Genomic DNA, 16450 nt, shown 5'->3' with positions numbered 1-16450 from the left:
GAGGACCGACATGAGCACATCTGATTCGGGTGTCACGGTGAGGATCGGGCAGGATCCGGCCGCCGATGCCGACTTCATCGACGACTTCGCGACGATGTCGACCTTCGGGGCCACCGCGGCCGGCGGAGTCGAACGTCAGGCGGCGACCGAGGCCGACGCCGAGAACCGGCGGTGGTTGGCGACCTGGCTCGAGGAGCGTGGGTTCACCGTCGCCTACGATCGCATCGGAAACATGTTCGGGCTCTACGAGTTGGTGCCGGGAGCGCCCTACGTGCTCGCAGGCTCCCATCTGGACAGCCAGCCCCGAGGTGGACGATTCGACGGAGCGTACGGCGTGCTCGCCGCAGCCCACACGATGGACCGTCTGCGCCGGTACTACGTCGCCAATCCCGATCGGGCCGTATACAACCTGGCGGTGATCAACTGGTTCAACGAGGAAGGCTCGCGCTTCAAGCCGTCGATGCAGGGGAGCGGGGTGTTCACCGGCAAGATCGACCTGCAGTCCGCCCTCGACACCACCGATACCGCGGGCGTCACGGTGGCCGACGCTCTGGGCGAGTTGGACATGCTGGGCGATGGCGATGTCTTCACGACCGGCGAGCACCACACACCGGGCGGCTTGAGTGTCGCCTCGTACGCGGAGATCCACATCGAACAGGGACGTGAGCTGGACAAGGCCGGAGTGCTGATGGGGGTGGTTCCGTCCACCTGGGGTGCCAACAAATACGAGATCTCGGTGATCGGCGCGCAGTCACACACCGGTGCCACGGCCATCGCCGATCGTCAAGATGCGCTGTATGGGGCTGCGAAAGCGGTTGTGGCGCTGCGTGAGCTCGCCGACGAGTACGGCGATGACCTGCACACGTCTTGCGGTCAGCTGAACGTCTATCCGAACTCGCCGGTGGTGGTGGCGCGAGAGGTGCACATGCATCTCGATCTACGGTCGCCGTCGGACGACCTGCTCGACGAGGCCGACGCGAAACTGAATCGGGCGTTCGCCGAGATCGAGGTCGCCGCGGATGTGCAGATCGAACGCCGGTTCGCGCACACCTGGAAGGGCCACACCTACCAGCCCGAGGGTGTCGCATTGGCCGAAGACGTGATCGATGCGCTGGGCCACAGCCACATGCAGGTACGCACTCGGGCCGGGCACGATTCGACCAACATGAAGGACATCGTGCCGACGGTGATGTTGTTCATTCCCAGTGTGGACGGTGTCTCCCATGCCGAGAATGAATACACCCACGATCAGGATCTCACCGCGGGCGTGGATGTCCTGACCGAGACCGTGGCGCGCATGGCGGAAGGCAGACTGTGAGCATGGACAACGACAACACCCCGTTCCCGAGTGAGGCGGCACTGGACGCCGCACGAGAGAGCGGTCGCCGCGCCTACGAGCTCGACCGGGAACACGTCTTCCATTCCTGGTCGGCTCAGGCTCAGTTGAAGCCGATGACGATCCTGGCCACGGCCGGATCATACGTCTGGGACGGCGACGGCAACCGGCTGCTCGATTTCTCGTCGCAGATGGTCAACACGAACATCGGCCACCAGCATCCGAAGGTGGTGGCCGCGATCGCCGAGCAGGCGAACAAGCTGTGCACCGTCGCGCCGGCTCATGTCAACGACGCCCGTTCCGAGGCCGCGCGGCTGATCGCCGAGCGCACCCCGGGCGATCTCGACAAGATCTTCTTCACCAACGGCGGCGCCGACGCGGTGGAGCATGCGGTCCGAATGGCCCGTCTGCACACCGGCCGTCGCAAGGTGCTCACCCGCTTCCGCTCGTACCACGGCGGCACCGATACCGCGATCAACATGACCGGTGATCCGCGGCGCTGGCCCAACGACTACGGCGCCGCGGGCGTCGCGCACTTCTTCGGACCGTTCCTGTACCGCACCGAATTCCATTCGGCCGATCAGCAGCAGGAATCCGAGCGGGCGCTTGCTCACCTGGAGTCGGTGGTGGCCATGGAGGGCCCGCAGACGATCGCGGCCATCGTGCTCGAACCCGTCCCCGGTACTGCGGGGATCATGGTGCCGCCGCCCGGATATCTCGCGGGCGTCCGCGCACTCTGCGACCGCCACGGCATCGTGATGATCGCGGACGAGGTGATGGCCGGGTTCGGCCGGACGGGAAAGTGGTTCTCCATCAATCACTCCGGCATGACGCCCGACCTCATCACCTTCGCAAAGGGTGTGAACTCCGGCTATGTCCCCCTGGGCGGGGTGGCCATCAGTGCACAGATCGCGGCGACGTTCGCCGACCGGCCGTACCCGGGTGGTCTGACCTACTCGGGTCATCCGCTGGCGACGGCCGCGGCGGTGGCGACCATCAACGCGATGACCGAGGAAGGCATTGTCGAGAACGCGGCGCAGATCGGTGCCGAGGTGCTCGGGCCGGGCCTGGAGAAGCTGGCGGAGTCCCATCCGAGCGTGGGTGAAGTCCGTGGCGTCGGGGTGTTCTGGGCGGTCGAACTGGTGAAGAACCCGCAGACGCGGGAACCATTGGCGCCTTACGGCGGATCGAGCGCGGCGATGACCGAGGTACTCGGTGCCTGTAAAAAGGGTGGATTGTTGCCCTTCGCCAACTTCAACAGGATCCACATGGTGCCGCCGTGCAACGTCAGCGCGGACGAGGTCACTGCGGGCCTGGAGATCCTGGACTCGGCACTGACCGTCGCGGATACCTTCGTCGCCTGAAGGGTCAGTGCCCGCTTGCGGTGAGTGCGGTGGCGGCGACCGTTCGGCCGAGTTCGATCATGTCCTTCGCGCGGTGAAAGTCCAGAGTTCGAGCCGCGTCCGCGGGCACACTGATCAGCACATCGGGTGGTAGTCCGGCCATCCGGTATCGGGACACCAGGCCCTGCATGGCTTCGACCGACAGCCCGGTGACCTCGGTCAGGCGCAGGTCGGCGGGCAGGGCCTGCATCCCGGTGTCGTCGTTGTCCGGTTCTTTGGCGACTGCCTCGTCGCGCCCGGTGACACTGGAGACGGTCTTACGCAGCCGTTCGCGCCATTCTTCGAAGCGTTGCGGCGCGGCGGACACCTTCATCGGGGTCGCGGACTCGCGGGGGCTGCGCGGACCCAGCAGCGACACGGCGATCGTCAGATCGACGGGCACCGCGGCAGTCGGCTCGATCGGGATGGGATTCATGAGACCACCGTCGACGAGCAGACGGCCGTTGATCATCACCGGTGTGAACAGGCCGGGGATGGCGATCGAGGCGCGCACGGCAGACAGCAGGGGGCCACGCTGAAACCACACTTCACGTCGCGCGACGAGGTCGGTGGCCACTGCGGTGAACGGGATCGGCAGATCCTCGATCTGCAGGCCGGAGAACAGGTCTGCCATCTCGGCGAGAAGCCGATCGGCGGTGATCGCCCCGGGCGCAGACCACTTGGGGTCCATCAGGCGCAGGACATCTCTCTGGGACAATCGGGTCGCCCACGCCGCGAAGTCGTCGATCCGTCCGGCCGCGGTCAGACCACCGACGAGTGCACCCATCGATGACCCGGCGATGGTGACGATCTCGAAGCCGCGGTCGCGCAGCTCCTCGACGACACCGATGTGTGCGTACCCACGAGCACCACCCGAGCCGAGCGCGAGTGCTACTCGCCGTGAAGATGACACGCGCCCAGCCTAGGCGGTCTCGCTCGCAGTAGGGTGAACCGGAAAGGACGACGATGCCAAAACGCAGTGCCGGATTGTTGCTGTTCCGCCAGATCGACACCACCACGGAGGTGTTGATCGGGCATCCAGGTGGGCCGTTCTGGGCGCGCAAAGAGGATGGGGCATGGTCGATTCCCAAAGGTGAGTACGGCGACGATGAGGAACCTCTGGCGGCCGCCCGCCGAGAGTTCGTCGAGGAACTCGGGCTCGACGTGCCGGCGGGTGAGGTCATCGAACTCGGCGAGGTGAAGCAGTCCGGTGGAAAGGTGGTCACCGCGTTTGCGATCGGCGCCGACCTCGACATCACCGATGCGGTGAGCAACACCTTCGAGATGGAGTGGCCGCCGAGATCCGGCAAGCTGAAGGCTTTTCCGGAAGTCGACCGGGTGGCGTGGTTCGATCTCGACACCGCTCGCGTCAAGCTCAACAAAGGGCAGCGAGAGTTCCTGGACCGCTTGGTTGCCGCATCTGCGGGGTGAACGCCGAACTGCACCCTTGGGGGTCCGATACGAGGTGAGTGCAGCCCAGCAGGCCACAGTCGGGGTCAGGGCTTGGCTGCGAAGACCGCTCGGTACCAGATGTTGGCGATGGTCTCGATGGCCGTCTCGTCTTCGATCCGATCGCCTGCCAACTCGCCGCCGGCGACCATCGACGTCCAGCAGTAGGAATCGAGCATCGAGATCAGCGCCGACGCCAGCGCATCGTGGTCCAGATCGACCTTGTGGCCCGCCTTTTCGAGTTGCGCGACACCGGCGATGATGCTGCGGAAGCCGACAGCGCGGTTTTCGCGCCAGCGCCGGGCGAACGCCTCGTTGGTCATCGACAAGTGAAAGACGCCAACGAGTTCCGGCAGATATTTGCGATACGCGGCAAAGTAGGCGGCGACCGCCGTCCGGATGGTGGAGTAGGGGTCGGCGGTTTTCGCCTGCACACTGAGGGCGAGAACTTCGGCCGAGAACAGGTCCAGCAACGACTCGAGGAGTTGCTCTTTGCTGTCGTAATAGTTGTAGAACGATCCGGCCGAGCGTCCCGCGGCCTCGGTGATGTCCGAGATCTTCGCTCGGAAATAGCCTTTGGTCGCGAAGACCTCACGCGCCGCGTCTTGCAGGGCGGCCTCGGTACGCTGCCCCTTGGCCCGCATCGCCATCGCCTTGACCTCGTTCATCTCGGGTTCGATCGGCCACGACCTCAGTACCCTCGCGCCGCCGGTGTTGCCAGTTCAACGTCGCAGATGCGGGCGTCGGACCAGCGCCTGTCGAGATGAATCTGAATATAGTATCAGTTCGGGTTGCGGCGAACCCAGCTGAAAGCCGGACACACCGCGGAGTTCATGAGCCGAACACCGGTAAAGGATCACTTCGGCCCAATCGTCGAATCATGCTGTGAGGCAGATCATCTCGCACCTGCAGGTCGACCTACGACAAATGCTGGCGAAGCGTCAGAGCGATCACCAGCCGCACGCTTGTGATGGCGCGTTGCACGAGGCCTTCGCGTTTCTCGGCAAGCGCTGGAACGGAGTCCTGCTCGGAACGTTGATGCATGGGCCGGCGGGCTTCGTCGAGTTGCGGGCGGGGGTCGGTGGGATCGGCGACTCGGTGCTCTCGAGTCGCCTTGCCGAGCTCACCTCGGCGAGTGACGGTCGCCGCGTCCTCGGCGCCGAGCTGACCTACTCGGGTAGGGCTTGCGATACCTTGCGCAGCAACGTGATCAGCGCCACCCGCTCCTGTGGGCTCAATGATTCGAGGATCTTGGTGTCGCGAGCGAGTCGGCGGGGAAACTGGGTGTCGACGAGTTCGCGGCCGGCGTCGGTGAGCTCGAGCAGCACCACTCGACCGTCCCGGTCCGATCTGCGTCTGCGCACCAGACCGATGTCCGACAGGCGTTCGGTCAGCTTGGTGATCGAGGCGCCACTGAGCATCGTCGTCGAGACCACCTCGCTGGCGCGAAGTGGACGCTGCGCCCTGGCGAGGGCGCCGAGCACGTCGAACTCCGAGCGGCCGATGGAATGCGCCTCGAGGTCGCGGTCGAGGGAGTGCGTCAGCGCAGACGCGATCCGATTGATGCGGCCGAGTACCTCGACGGGCGTCGTGTCGAGGTCGGGGTAGGCCTCTGCCCACTCGCGTCCGATCCGTTCGACGATGTCGTTCGGCGCGCTGTCTGAGGTCACCGGCACATCGTAACCGTCACCTCCATATTTAGTTCACTAGTAAAATAGTGATAAAATACTTCGGTGTTCAAGATCCCCGCGTCCACGACCAACGTCCTGTCATCACAGGCCCGCCGGAGCGGTTCTGCGCTGCGTCATCTCTGCTCGCCGCGCACCTGGTGGAGCGCCGCGGTGACGGTGAACCGCGGCAATACTGCGATCGCGCCCGCGGTTCGCGTGGGTGTCGCGGTTGGTCTCGTCCTGGTCGTGGGTGGCCTCCTCGGTCATCGAGATCTCGCCGGATTCGCCGCTTTGGGGTCGCTGACCTCGGCATTTTGCCGGGCTGATCCATATCGCGTGCGGCTCCCGAGGTTGCTGGTCGTCGGCGGGGCAGTGGTGCTCTATGTCGGCTTCGGAGCGATCCTGGGTGCGTCGGGATCGTCGATCGTCGTGCAGATCGTCGCGATCTCTTCGGCTGCCGGGTTGGCCGCACTGCTCGTGTCAGCGCTGCGGCTGATGGGCCCGGGAGCGGTGGTGCTGATCTTCGCCGCAGCGGGCGCGGCAGGGTTCGCGACGACGGTGGGCGACGTCGGACGTCTCCTCGTCGCTGCGATCATCGGGGCGTGTGTGGGGATCGCAGCATCCCTCGCCCCGTGGGCGAGAGATGCGCTCCGCAGCGACGACCGGCACCGGATCGCCGAACGCGCGCATGTCCTCGCTGATCTGCGCGGGGCCGTCAACCGGCGGCTGCTCATGCGGTCGGCGCGAATCGTTGCCGCGTGCGCGATCGCGGCCGGCATCGCCGTGGCCGCCGGCCTGCAACACCCGATGTGGGCTGCCATGGGTGCGCTCGCGAGTCTGCAGGGCGTTGATTATCACGCCACCGTGCACCGTGGAGTGCAGCGGCTGCTCGGGAACGTCGTCGGTGCTGCGCTGGCGATCGGGTTGCTGGCGTTGCCGCTGGGCTACTGGGGTGCCGTGGCGCTCATCGTGGTGCTGCAGGTGGCCGCCGAGATCCTGGCCACCGTCAACTACGCACTGTGTTCTCTGGCGGTGACCCCGATGGCTCTGCTGCTCACCGGACTCGGTGCGGGCCTGACCGCCGACGTCGCGGTCGACCGAGTGGCCGACACTGCCGTCGGGGTGGTGTGCGGCGTGGTGCTGGCAGCCTTGACGGTTGCGCGTCACGAGTTCGTCGGCAGTGCTCCGATCCCCGTGGTCAGCAGCTCTGCGAGTTCGAGGTAGGCCTGTGAGTCGTCGAGTCCTACAGCATCTTTGATGCTGCGTTGTTGGATGCGCACCATGACCGCGGCGGCGACGTCGGCGACGAAAGCGGCGTGGAGGTCGCGGACGTCACCGGCCGCAGCGCCCTCGGTGATGAGATCGCGTACCCGCTCGGCTGCGGCCCGGGTGTTGTGCTCGTACACGTCTCGGGCCGGTGGATAGGCGGCAAGGTCGTCCATGAACTGTTCGGATGCCGGGGCCAGAGCGACTCCCACCGCCGTCAAATACGCCGTGAGCCGGGCGCGGGTTCCATCTGCGGTTGCCACCGCCCCCTCGACCTCGGCAGTCGCAGCCCGAAAGAAGTGCACGGTAACCGCTTGGACGAGGTCTCCTTTGCTGCCCGCCAGGGTGTAGAGCGTCGATTTCGAGCAGCGCAGCCGGGCGGCGATCTCGTCGAGAGTCAGGTGCGCGAACCCCTCGAACAGGAAGAGCTGGACGAGTGAGTCGAACAATTCGGCCCGGCGCGCAGTGGCATGAACTCCTGGGGCGGTGGTCGGGACCATGGCTCGATAGTACTGCTTGACGCCATCCAGTACTGTTATGAGTACTGAAGCTCGCGTGCCAGTACTGTCGCGCGGTGATGACCGAGGGAGATCGCGATGTCCGTCAACCGGCTGCTACCCACCGAAGAGGCCCGTGACCTGGTCCAATTGGCGAGCGATGTCGCCGACAAGACCTTGGCGCCCATCGTCGACGAGTACGAGAAGGCCGAGAAGTACCCGGATGAGGCCTTCGCGGTACTTGGTCAGACCGGGCTGCTCAGCCTCCCGTATCCCGAGGAGTGGGGCGGCGGAGGTCAGCCGTATGAGGTGTACTTGCAGGTCCTCGAAGAGCTCGCCGCGCGCTGGGCCGCGGTGGCGGTGGCGGTGAGCGTGCACAGCCTCTCGTGCCATCCGCTGATGATGTTCGGCACCGACGAGCAGAAGCAGCGCTGGCTTCCGGAGATGCTCGGTGGTGAGAAGATCGGTGCGTACAGCCTGTCGGAGCCGCAGGCCGGTTCCGACGCCGCGGCCCTGAACTGCAAAGCGGAGGCCACCGACGGTGGGTACCGGGTGACCGGAGCCAAGGCCTGGATCACCCACGGTGGCGTCGCAGACTTCTACAACCTGTTCGCGCGCACAGGTGAAGGATCCAAAGGCATTTCCTGTTTCCTGGTTCCCGGTGACACCGAAGGTCTGACCTTCGGCAAGCCGGAAGAAAAGATGGGCTTGGCCGCGGTCCCGACGACCTCCGCGCACTACGACGGTGCGTTCATACCCGAGGAGCGTCGTATCGGCGCCGATGGTCAGGGACTGCAGATCGCCTTCAGCGCACTCGATTCCGGACGCCTCGGCATCGCCGCGGTGGCGGTCGGTATCGCGCAGGCCGCACTCGACGAAGCGGTTGCCTACGCGAAAGAGCGAAAGACCTTCGGCAAGAAGATCATCGATCACCAGGGACTCGGCTTCCTCCTCGCGGACATGGCCGCCGCCGTCGACTCGGCGCGGGCGACGTACCTCGATGCCGCGCGCCGTCGTGATGCCGGCCTGCCGTACTCCCGCAATGCATCGGTGGCGAAGCTGGTCGCCACCGACGCCGCGATGAAGGTCACCACCGACGCGGTCCAGGTCTTCGGTGGCTACGGCTACACCAAGGACTTCCGGGTCGAGCGGCTCATGCGCGAAGCAAAGATCACCCAGATCTTCGAGGGCACCAACCAGATCCAGCGGCTCGTGATCAGTCGGTCGCTGGCGGGCTGAGGGCCGCGCCCAAATCCGGGGGCGGATGCCCCCTCACAAAATTACCGTGGGCATTGGTCGGCCCATCGGAATGGCCGTGTCGCGAGACCTGGAACGCGCTGGGCGACCTGCGTTCGAGCTGAGGGCGGCGTCAGGCCGTCAGTCCCACCTGACTTCGCCGATAGACCAGGGCAGCCGCGCCGGTGAGCGGCGCGGTCTCCGGTAGTCCGGCATCGACGACCTGTACTCGCGACACATAGTCGAGAGGATGACTTCTGACGACCTGCCCGATCATCGGCACCAGATCTGTTGTGACCTGCGAGAATCCGCCGCCGATGGCAACCACGTCGGTCTCGACCAGCGCGCAGGCGCTGCAGATCGCCTGACCTACCGCCTCTGACACCCGGACGACGGCGCGGCGGGCGATCGGATCACCGTTGCGATAGGACCGGGCGAGGTCTTCTCCGCTGTGTCCGGTCCACCCCTGCGCTTGTGCCCAGGCCACTGTATGTGGACCGGAGGCAACGGATTCGAGGGTGGTTCGGCTGCCGATGCTGAGTTCGCCCGTAAAGCCGGATACCTGGATCTGGCCGATGTGTCCGGAATTGCCTGCGAGGACGCGACCGCCCGAGATGAAGCCGCCGCCGATGCCGGTGGAGATCACCATTCCCAACAGGTTGCTGGTCCCGGCCGCATTTCCCAGCCAATGGGCAGCCAGCACGATGGCCACGCCGTCGCGATGAAACCTGACAGGTATGTCGCTCAGGGTGTCTCGAAGGTGTTCAGTGATCAAGGTGCGCAACGGGTAGTCGCGCCACTGCGGGATGTTGATGGGGGAGAGTGTTCCCGCTCGTTCATCGACCGGCCCGGCCGCGGCGATCCCGGCACCGATGATCGTTGCACTCGCGGGGGCATGGTCCAGGGCGTGATCGACCACGGCCAGGACGGCGGAGTCCAGGTCGGCGGGCGAGGAGTCACCGCCCGTCGGCGCCCGGCTTCGGGAAGGGGCAAGCACCACTCCGTCCGGGTCGACCAGCGCGGCTTCCACTTTCGTCCCACCCAGGTCGAGTGCCAACACCAGCTCATCTGCCACCGCCCCAGGGTAATGGCCGTGTGCGGCAAAAGTTACAGCCGCTCGATGATGGTGGCGTTGGCGAGTCCGCCCGCCTCACACATCGTCTGCAGGCCGTAGCGTCCACCGGTCTGCTCGAGCGCATTGACCAGGGTGGTCATGATGCGCGCTCCACTCGCCCCGAGCGGATGGCCCAGTGCGATGGCGCCGCCGTTGACATTGGTCTTCGCCAGGTCCGCTCCGGTGTCCTTGGCCCAGGCCAGCACGACGGGGGAGAAGGCCTCGTTGACCTCGAACAGGTCGATGTCGGAGATCGACAGACCGGCCCGCTGCAGCACCTTCTGGGTCGCTGGGATGACGCCGGTCAGCATGTAGATCGGGTCGGAGCCCACGACAGAGAAGCTGTGCAGCCGGGCGAGCGGCTTCAGGCCGAGTTCCTTGGCCTTGGCGCTGCTCATGATCAGCACTGCGGCACTACCGTCGGAGAGCGGACTCGAGTTCGCTGCGGTGATCCGCCAGTCGATCTGCGGGAACCGCTCCTTCATCGCCGGGTTGTAGAAGGCAGGCTTGAGGGCGGCCAGCTTCTCGATGGTCCCGCCCGGACGGATCATCTCGTCGGCGGTCAGACCCGCCAGTGGCACGATCTCGTTGTCGAACCGGCCCGCCTTGGTCGCCGCTGTAGCCCTGTCATGGCTCGAGATGGCGAACTCGTCGAGTTCGGTGCGGGAGAATCCCCAGTCCGCTGCGATCAGCTCGGCGCTGTAACCCTGTGGGATGAAGCCCTCGGGATAGCGCTGCAGCAGCGCTTCGCCGAACGGGTTGGAGCCCGGACGGACATCCGACATCATCGGAACCCTGCTCATCGACTCGACACCTGCAGCGATCACGACGTCCTGGACGCCCGACATCACCGCCTGGGCGGCGAACGAAATCGCCTGCTGGCTCGATCCGCACTGCCGATTAACCGTGGTCGCAGGCACCGACTCGGGGAAACCGGCGGCCAGTACCGCATTGCGGCTGATGTTCTGACCCTGTTCATCGGCCTGGGTGACGTTGCCGGTGATGACGTCGTCGACCAGAACGGGATCGATGCCCGTCTGTTCCACGAGTGCCTTGAGGCTGTGGGCCAACATATCCACCGGATGCACGCCATTGAGACCACCGGCCCCCACTCTTGGTCCAGCTCCGCCTTCGGCTGCGTGTCCGGCCTTCCCCTTACCGATCGGAGTGCGTACCGCTCCGACGATGACCGCGTCGACTATCTGACTCATGACTGCCTCCTGTTGGCTGACTATGTTTTATAAAAGCCAGATGTACGCCGAGTTATTCCCGGTGTCCAGACGGCAGCAAGAAGATCGACGGTGCGGGTGGTTCGAGCCGGATGTCCGGTGGACCTGGCCGGTAGTGTGTCCTGCGTGGTGCGTCTTCCGAATCTCATGACCGGTCCCAGGCTCCTGACCAGTGCCGCCACCGCCGGAGTCGCGCTTGCCGCGGCCGGTGTCACCGCCGGGGGTGAGGTCTATCGGGCAATGGGGGCGCCCAAAGACCTTGTCCTCTCGCACATCAGCGCCTCGCCGCGCCAGAAAGGCGGCACGTTCGCCAACGTCGAACCTCCGACCCCCGTCGAAGGTGACCGGGCGGCGGCGCTGGCGATGCTGCGCCGCGGCGACATCGGCAAACCCTCGAAGCACCTGCAGTTCGACGTCACGCCTCTGCCGCTGGAGGCCGCTGACCTCGCCGCGACATGGATGGGTCATGCCTCGGTCCTCGTGGAACTCGACGGTCACCGAATCCTGACCGACCCCGTATGGAGCAAACGCTGCTCACCATCGAGCATCGTCGGGCCGGCCCGCATGCATCCGGTGCCGCACTCGCTCACCGAGTTGCCCTCGCTCGACGTCATCCTGATCAGCCACGACCACTACGACCACCTCGACACCGCGACTGTCCGCAAACTCGCGGTTCTGCATCCGGAGGCGATGTTCGTGACGCCGATCGGGGTCGGGGCCCACCTCGAGTACTGGGGAATCGGCCCGGAGCGTATCCGCGAGGCCGATTGGGGTGAATCGATCACGATCGGCGATCTCACGTTCAACTGCTGCCCGGCCCGGCACTTCTCCGGTCGCGGTCTGCAGCGCAACACCACCCAATGGGCGAGTTGGGCCGTCGCGGGCCCGAACAACAACTTCTTCTTCTCCGGCGACACCGGTATCACCGACGCCTTCGAACAGGTCGGTGCCGAGTACGGACCGTTCGGCCTGAGCCTGATCGCGATCGGCGCGTACGACCGGCTCTGGCCCGACATCCACCTCAACCCGGAGGAGGCGGTCGAGGTGTATCGGATGCTCAACGGCGACAAGCTCTCCGAATCGCTTCTGCTGCCGATCCACTGGGCCACCTTCAATCTCGCCCTGCACGAGTGGGCCGATCCGGTTCAGCGACTGCTGCCCGCCGCCCAGGCGCATCAGATCCCGCTGATCACACCGATGCCGGGAGCCCACTTCGACGTCAGCTCACGCACGGGACACGGATTCGACAGCCAGTCCTGGTGGGAGGTCGCCGCATGACCGCCATCGACGAGGCGCACGTCGCCACCGGGCTCACCAAGGCCCAGGTCGCGGAGCGGGTCGCTGCCGGTCAGGTGAACGTGCTGCCGGACCGCTCGGGACGGACGATCGGCCAGATCGTCCGCGCCAACGTGTTCACCCGCATCAACGCCATCCTCGGCGTGCTGTTCATCATCGTGATGAGCACCGGCTCGATCATCAACGGCGCCTTCGGGCTGCTGATCATCGCGAACAGCGGTATCGGCATCATCCAGGAGATCCGGGCGAAGAAGACTCTCGACGCCCTGGCGATCGTCGGCCAGACCCGGCCGATGGTGCGCCGCGACGGTGTCGCCACGGAGATCGCGCCCGGCGAGGTCGTCCTCGATGACATCATCGAGTTGGGCCCGGGCGACCAGATCGTCGTCGACGGTGACACCGTCGAATCGGCGTCCCTCGACATCGATGAATCGTTGCTCACCGGAGAGGCCGACGCGGTCGACAAGGCGCCGGGTGACCACATCATGTCGGGCAGCTTCGTCGTATCGGGGTCGGGTGCCTATCGGGCCACCAAGGTCGGCCGGGACGCCTACGCGGCCCAACTCGCCGAGGAGGCAAGCAAGTTCACGCTCGTCGACTCCGAATTGCGCAGCGGCATCGACAAGATCCTGAAGATCATCACCTGGTTGCTGATCCCGGCCGGACTCCTGACGATCGTCAACCAGCTGTTCATCAGCGACAACGGCATCAAGGCCTCGTTGCTCGGAATGGTGGCGGCGCTGGTGCCGATGGTCCCCGAAGGGCTGGTGCTGATGACGACCATCGCCTTCGCCGTCGGGGTCGTCCGACTGGGCCGGCGGCAGTGCCTGGTCAACGAACTGCCCGCCATCGAAGGTCTGGCCCGTGTGAACGTCGTCTGTGCAGACAAGACCGGAACGCTGACCGAGAACGGCATGCGACTGTCGGAACTCGTTGCGGTGCAGGGCGAGCAGGAAGACCTTCAACAGGCGCTGGCAGCTCTGGCGGCGCATGACCCGCGTCCGAACGCCAGCGTGCAGGCGATGGCGGAGGCCTTTCCCGAGGCGCCGAAGTGGACCTCGACCCACATCGCGCCGTTCACCTCGGCGAAGAAGTGGAGCGGGATCTCCTTCTCCGACACCGAGTCCGGTGAGGATCGCGGCAACTGGCTGCTCGGTGCGCCCGATATGTTGCTCGACCCCGACGGGGACACCGCTGCGCAGGCAAGCGAACTCGGCTCGGGTGGACTGCGGGTGCTCCTGCTCGCCTCGACGGACGTGCCGGTCGACTCCGAGGCCGCCGGCCTCGGCGCCCCCGGATCCGTCACCGCGCGCGCATTGATCGCCCTGGAGCAGCGCGTCCGCTCGGATGCCCGCGAAACCCTGGATTACTTTGCCTCGCAGCACGTCAGGGTCAAGGTGATCTCAGGTGACAACGCAGTGTCGGTGGGGGCGGTGGCGGGTTCACTGGGGCTCGGTACCGTCGACGAAGCCGTCGATGCCCGCAACCTGCCGAGCGAGCGGGACCCACTCGCCGACGTCCTCGAGAGCCACACCACCTTCGGTCGGGTGCGCCCGGACCAGAAGCGGGCGATGGTGGGGGCTTTGCAGTCCCGCGGAAACACGGTGGCGATGACCGGTGACGGCGTCAACGACGTCCTGGCCCTCAAAGATGCCGACATCGGTGTCGCGATGGGGTCGGGCAGCTCGGCGAGCCGGTCGGTGGCGCAGATCGTCCTGCTCGACAACCGTTTTTCCACCCTGCCGTATGTGGTCGGCGAGGGCCGCCGGGTGATCGGCAACATCGAACGCGTCTCCAACCTGTTCCTCACCAAGACCGTCTACGCGGTGCTGCTCGCGCTGATGATCGGGATCGCCGGGGTGGCAGGCAAGATCTTCGGGTTCACCCCGATCTCGTACCCGTTCCAGCCCATTCACGTCACCATCTCGGCGTGGTTCACGATCGGGATCCCGGCCTTCATCCTCTCGCTCGCACCCAACAACGAACGTGCGCGCACCGGCTTCGTCGGCCGGGTGCTGCGGTTGGCGATCCCGTCCGGGATCGTGGTCGCGGTCTGCACCTTCGTCGCGTACGCGATCGTCTATCCGGGTGGCGGCGGCGTGGAGCTGGGCAGCAAGGACTCGATCGACATGACACCCGATCAGATGCAGGCCGCGACCACCGCGCTGATCACCCTCATCTCCATCTCTCTGTGGGTGCTGGCAGTGGTCGCCCGGCCGTACAACTGGTGGAAGGTCCTGTTGATCTCGGGGTCGGCGCTGGCTTACGTGCTGATCTTCAGCCTGCCGCTCACCCAGGACCTGTTCAAGCTCGACCCCACCGACTGGGCCAAGACGAGCGTGGCCTTGATCGCCTCGGCGATCGGCATTGCCGCCGTGGAGTTGCTCTGGCGGCTCAACCCGGTCATCGCGAGTTGGTCGAGTAGGCTGGACTCCCGATCTTCACCGAAAGACACCGTCGAAACAGCGCGTTCGGACGGTTAGACCAGAAGGAGGATCCCGTGGATCTCAAAGGCCTGATCAACAAGGGCAAGTCGACGTTGAGCAAGAACACCAAGATCATCGACCAGGGCGCCGACGCGGTGAACAAAGCCACGAAGGGCAAATACGCCGGGCAGGTTCGCAAGGGTGCGGACGCCGCGAAGAAGTTCGCTCGGGACGACAAGAGGAACCCGGGCCAGCAGCACTGATAGGCACCCGATCAAGAAGCTGACCACAGCGCTGATCGCGCCGGCAGTCGCACTGCTCGCGATCACCGCGTGTACCACCGGCGACGACGACGGCCTAGCGCTGTCGTCGTCGCCGAGTGCGTCGCCGGCCTCGTCGTCCCGGACGCCGTCGTCATCGCTGCCTCCGGCGCCGTCGCCGGCAGAGCGTGGCGACATCGTCACGCAGGAGTCGTTCGAGGCCAGTCCCGAACTCGGGGCCGCCGGTACGTTGACCCGGGTGATCTACCGATCCACCGCCGGGTACGGGGGCGGTTTCGGCACGGAGGTCTCCGGGGTGATCGCGGTTCCCGATGGCGTCCCACCGCCCGGCGGCTGGCCGATCGTCGCCCTGGGCCACGGCACCACGGGCACCGATCCGAGCTGTGGACCGTCCGACTACCCCGACCTCCTCGGCGAAGCCGGCAACGTCACCCGCTTGCTCAATCGCGGATTCGTCGTCGCTGCCAGCGATTACCAGGGGCTCGGGACCGCGGTGAGCAACCCCAGGCAGCATCCATATCTCGAGCCGAGAACTGTCGCGTTCAACATGATCGATGCGGTGCGCGCTGCCCGGAACGTCGTCCCCGACACCTCCGATCGCTGGGCAGCCATCGGGGCATCGCAGGGCGGGCAGGCCGCCTGGGCATCTGCGGAGGCGGCAGGCGATTATGGCCAGGGACTCGAGTTCGTGGGTGCCGCTGCGCTGGCGCCGGCTGCGGACGTCTCACCGATCACCGAAGCCGGGGTCGACACCAAGTACACCGATGCCCAGAAGATCTTCATCCCGAACCTGGTGGCGGGGCTTCGTGAGGTGTATCCCGATCTCGACCCCGGCGACTACATGCGTGGCGGTCTCGCCGCAGGCGCGGATGTGTTCACCTCGTGCGGTCCGACGTCGACAGCAGATCGCTTCAGCGCCGCCATGTCGATTGCGCCCGGTGACGCTGCGATCGCCGATCAGGATGCAGCCGACACGATCCGCGAGATCTTGCAGAGTGATGCGCTACCCGCTCGCCGAGCGGATGGTCCGTTGTTCGTCGCGTACGGAGACCAGGACACCATCATCTTGCCCGCCTGGACCGCAGCGGCGGTGCAGCGTGCCTGCGCGGCGGGCGACGTCGTCGAGGTCGTCCGCAAACCCGACGGCGGACACACCAACCTCGGGGTCACGGGTACCGCTGTCGACTGGATCTCCGACCGTTTCGCAGACGAGCCGGCGCCGGACAGCTGCCCGGTCTGAGTGGACACGGGCGGCCGCTCGCACCACT

15 protein-coding genes and 1 pseudogene are annotated in these 16450 nt (G+C 65.9%); 10 read left to right on the top strand and 6 right to left on the bottom strand.

All coding sequences use genetic code 11. The features are described 5' to 3' along the window. Window positions 1-10: 10 nt before the first annotated feature. Both J3S28_RS21550 and J3S28_RS21545 read left to right on the top strand, forming a co-directional pair. Entirely contained in the window at window positions 11-1318 is a 1308-nt protein-coding gene (locus tag J3S28_RS21550) for a M20 family metallo-hydrolase (RefSeq protein ID WP_207842807.1), read from the top strand. Window positions 1319-1320: 2 nt separating this feature from the next. Further along, entirely contained in the window at window positions 1321-2700 is a 1380-nt protein-coding gene (locus J3S28_RS21545; protein ID WP_207842805.1) for an aspartate aminotransferase family protein, read from the top strand. Between the two features lie 4 nt (window positions 2701-2704). Here J3S28_RS21545 and J3S28_RS21540 read toward each other — a convergent pair whose 3' ends face one another. Then, entirely contained in the window at window positions 2705-3631 is a 927-nt protein-coding gene (locus tag J3S28_RS21540; protein WP_207842804.1) for a patatin-like phospholipase family protein, read from the bottom strand. A 53-nt stretch (window positions 3632-3684) separates the two neighbouring features. Here J3S28_RS21540 and J3S28_RS21535 point away from each other — a divergent pair, with 53 nt between their 5' ends. Then, on the top strand, window positions 3685-4149 hold the full coding sequence (locus J3S28_RS21535) for an NUDIX hydrolase (RefSeq protein WP_207842802.1): 465 nt from the start codon (window positions 3685-3687) through the stop codon (window positions 4147-4149). A gap of 65 nt (window positions 4150-4214) precedes the next feature. On the opposite strand, the gene J3S28_RS21530 is transcribed toward J3S28_RS21535, so the two are convergent. Next, window positions 4215-4835 (bottom strand): TetR/AcrR family transcriptional regulator, encoded by a 621-nt coding sequence (locus J3S28_RS21530; protein WP_237341906.1) that lies wholly within the window; start codon window positions 4833-4835, stop codon window positions 4215-4217. 259 nt (window positions 4836-5094) lie between these two features. Between J3S28_RS21530 and J3S28_RS21525 the strand changes: the two are divergent. Further along, window positions 5095-5286: pseudogene (locus J3S28_RS21525) on the top strand (winged helix-turn-helix transcriptional regulator); the annotation flags it as partial. Between the two features lie 50 nt (window positions 5287-5336). Here the strand turns inward: J3S28_RS21525 and J3S28_RS21520 are convergent. Next, the gene (locus J3S28_RS21520) at window positions 5337-5843 is read right to left on the bottom strand and encodes a MarR family winged helix-turn-helix transcriptional regulator (protein ID WP_372436054.1); all 507 of its coding nucleotides are present in this window, start codon (window positions 5841-5843) and stop codon (window positions 5337-5339) included. A 66-nt stretch (window positions 5844-5909) separates the two neighbouring features. Between J3S28_RS21520 and J3S28_RS21515 the strand changes: the two genes are divergently transcribed. Continuing rightward, window positions 5910-7061, top strand: a complete 1152-nt coding sequence (locus J3S28_RS21515) for an FUSC family protein (protein ID WP_372436060.1) — start codon at window positions 5910-5912, stop codon at window positions 7059-7061. On the opposite strand, the gene J3S28_RS21510 is transcribed toward J3S28_RS21515, so the two are convergent. After that, on the bottom strand, window positions 7001-7603 hold the full coding sequence (locus tag J3S28_RS21510) for a TetR/AcrR family transcriptional regulator (protein WP_207842800.1): 603 nt from the start codon (window positions 7601-7603) through the stop codon (window positions 7001-7003). The two genes, J3S28_RS21515 and J3S28_RS21510, sit on opposite strands and share 61 nt — an antisense overlap. 96 nt (window positions 7604-7699) lie before the next feature. Here J3S28_RS21510 and J3S28_RS21505 point away from each other — a divergent pair, with 96 nt between their 5' ends. Further along, the gene (locus J3S28_RS21505) at window positions 7700-8839 is read left to right on the top strand and encodes an acyl-CoA dehydrogenase family protein (RefSeq protein WP_084894050.1); all 1140 of its coding nucleotides are present in this window, start codon (window positions 7700-7702) and stop codon (window positions 8837-8839) included. Window positions 8840-8969: 130 nt separating this feature from the next. On the opposite strand, the gene J3S28_RS21500 is transcribed toward J3S28_RS21505, so the two are convergent. Next, window positions 8970-9911, bottom strand: a complete 942-nt coding sequence (locus J3S28_RS21500) for an ROK family protein (protein WP_207842799.1) — start codon at window positions 9909-9911, stop codon at window positions 8970-8972. 32 nt (window positions 9912-9943) lie between these two features. Next, entirely contained in the window at window positions 9944-11161 is a 1218-nt protein-coding gene (locus J3S28_RS21495; protein WP_207842798.1) for a thiolase family protein, read from the bottom strand. 165 nt (window positions 11162-11326) lie between these two features. On the opposite strand from J3S28_RS21495, the gene J3S28_RS21490 reads away from it, so the two are divergent. From J3S28_RS21490 to J3S28_RS21475, 4 genes are read left to right on the top strand one after another with little or no spacing between them, the layout of a single operon-like run. Further along, window positions 11327-12457: an MBL fold metallo-hydrolase gene (locus tag J3S28_RS21490; RefSeq protein WP_207843085.1), complete on the top strand. Its 1131-nt coding sequence runs from the start codon at window positions 11327-11329 to the stop codon at window positions 12455-12457. Further along, entirely contained in the window at window positions 12454-14958 is a 2505-nt protein-coding gene (locus J3S28_RS21485) for an HAD-IC family P-type ATPase (protein ID WP_207842797.1), read from the top strand. Before J3S28_RS21490 ends, J3S28_RS21485 begins: the two co-directional genes overlap by 4 nt. A gap of 17 nt (window positions 14959-14975) precedes the next feature. Beyond that, window positions 14976-15164, top strand: a complete 189-nt coding sequence (locus tag J3S28_RS21480; protein ID WP_207842796.1) for an antitoxin — start codon at window positions 14976-14978, stop codon at window positions 15162-15164. Next, window positions 15103-16422 (top strand): lipase family protein, encoded by a 1320-nt coding sequence (locus tag J3S28_RS21475; protein WP_307797318.1) that lies wholly within the window; start codon window positions 15103-15105, stop codon window positions 16420-16422. The genes J3S28_RS21480 and J3S28_RS21475 overlap by 62 nt, the downstream gene beginning before the upstream one ends. The last annotated feature ends 28 nt before the right edge of the window (window positions 16423-16450 follow it).

Origin of the sequence: Williamsia soli (assembly GCF_017377795.1) — a bacterium.
Lineage (GTDB): Bacteria > Actinomycetota > Actinomycetes > Mycobacteriales > Mycobacteriaceae > Williamsia > Williamsia soli.
This window is presented reverse-complemented; position numbering and strand designations above follow the sequence as displayed.

What these genes read in the sequence shown, in the direction of transcription:
- J3S28_RS21550 (WP_207842807.1), top strand. Translation starts at nt 11, where the DNA reads ATGAGCACATCTGATTCGGGTGTCACGGTGAGGATCGGGCAGGATCCG.
- J3S28_RS21545 (WP_207842805.1), top strand. Translation starts at nt 1,321, where the DNA reads ATGGACAACGACAACACCCCGTTCCCGAGTGAGGCGGCACTGGACGCC.
- J3S28_RS21535 (WP_207842802.1), top strand. Translation starts at nt 3,685, where the DNA reads ATGCCAAAACGCAGTGCCGGATTGTTGCTGTTCCGCCAGATCGACACC.
- J3S28_RS21530 (WP_237341906.1), bottom strand. Translation starts at nt 4,835, where the DNA reads ATGAACGAGGTCAAGGCGATGGCGATGCGGGCCAAGGGGCAGCGTACC.
- J3S28_RS21510 (WP_207842800.1), bottom strand. Translation starts at nt 7,603, where the DNA reads ATGGTCCCGACCACCGCCCCAGGAGTTCATGCCACTGCGCGCCGGGCC.
- J3S28_RS21505 (WP_084894050.1), top strand. Translation starts at nt 7,700, where the DNA reads ATGTCCGTCAACCGGCTGCTACCCACCGAAGAGGCCCGTGACCTGGTC.
- J3S28_RS21495 (WP_207842798.1), bottom strand. Translation starts at nt 11,161, where the DNA reads ATGAGTCAGATAGTCGACGCGGTCATCGTCGGAGCGGTACGCACTCCG.
- J3S28_RS21490 (WP_207843085.1), top strand. Translation starts at nt 11,327, where the DNA reads ATGACCGGTCCCAGGCTCCTGACCAGTGCCGCCACCGCCGGAGTCGCG.
- J3S28_RS21485 (WP_207842797.1), top strand. Translation starts at nt 12,454, where the DNA reads ATGACCGCCATCGACGAGGCGCACGTCGCCACCGGGCTCACCAAGGCC.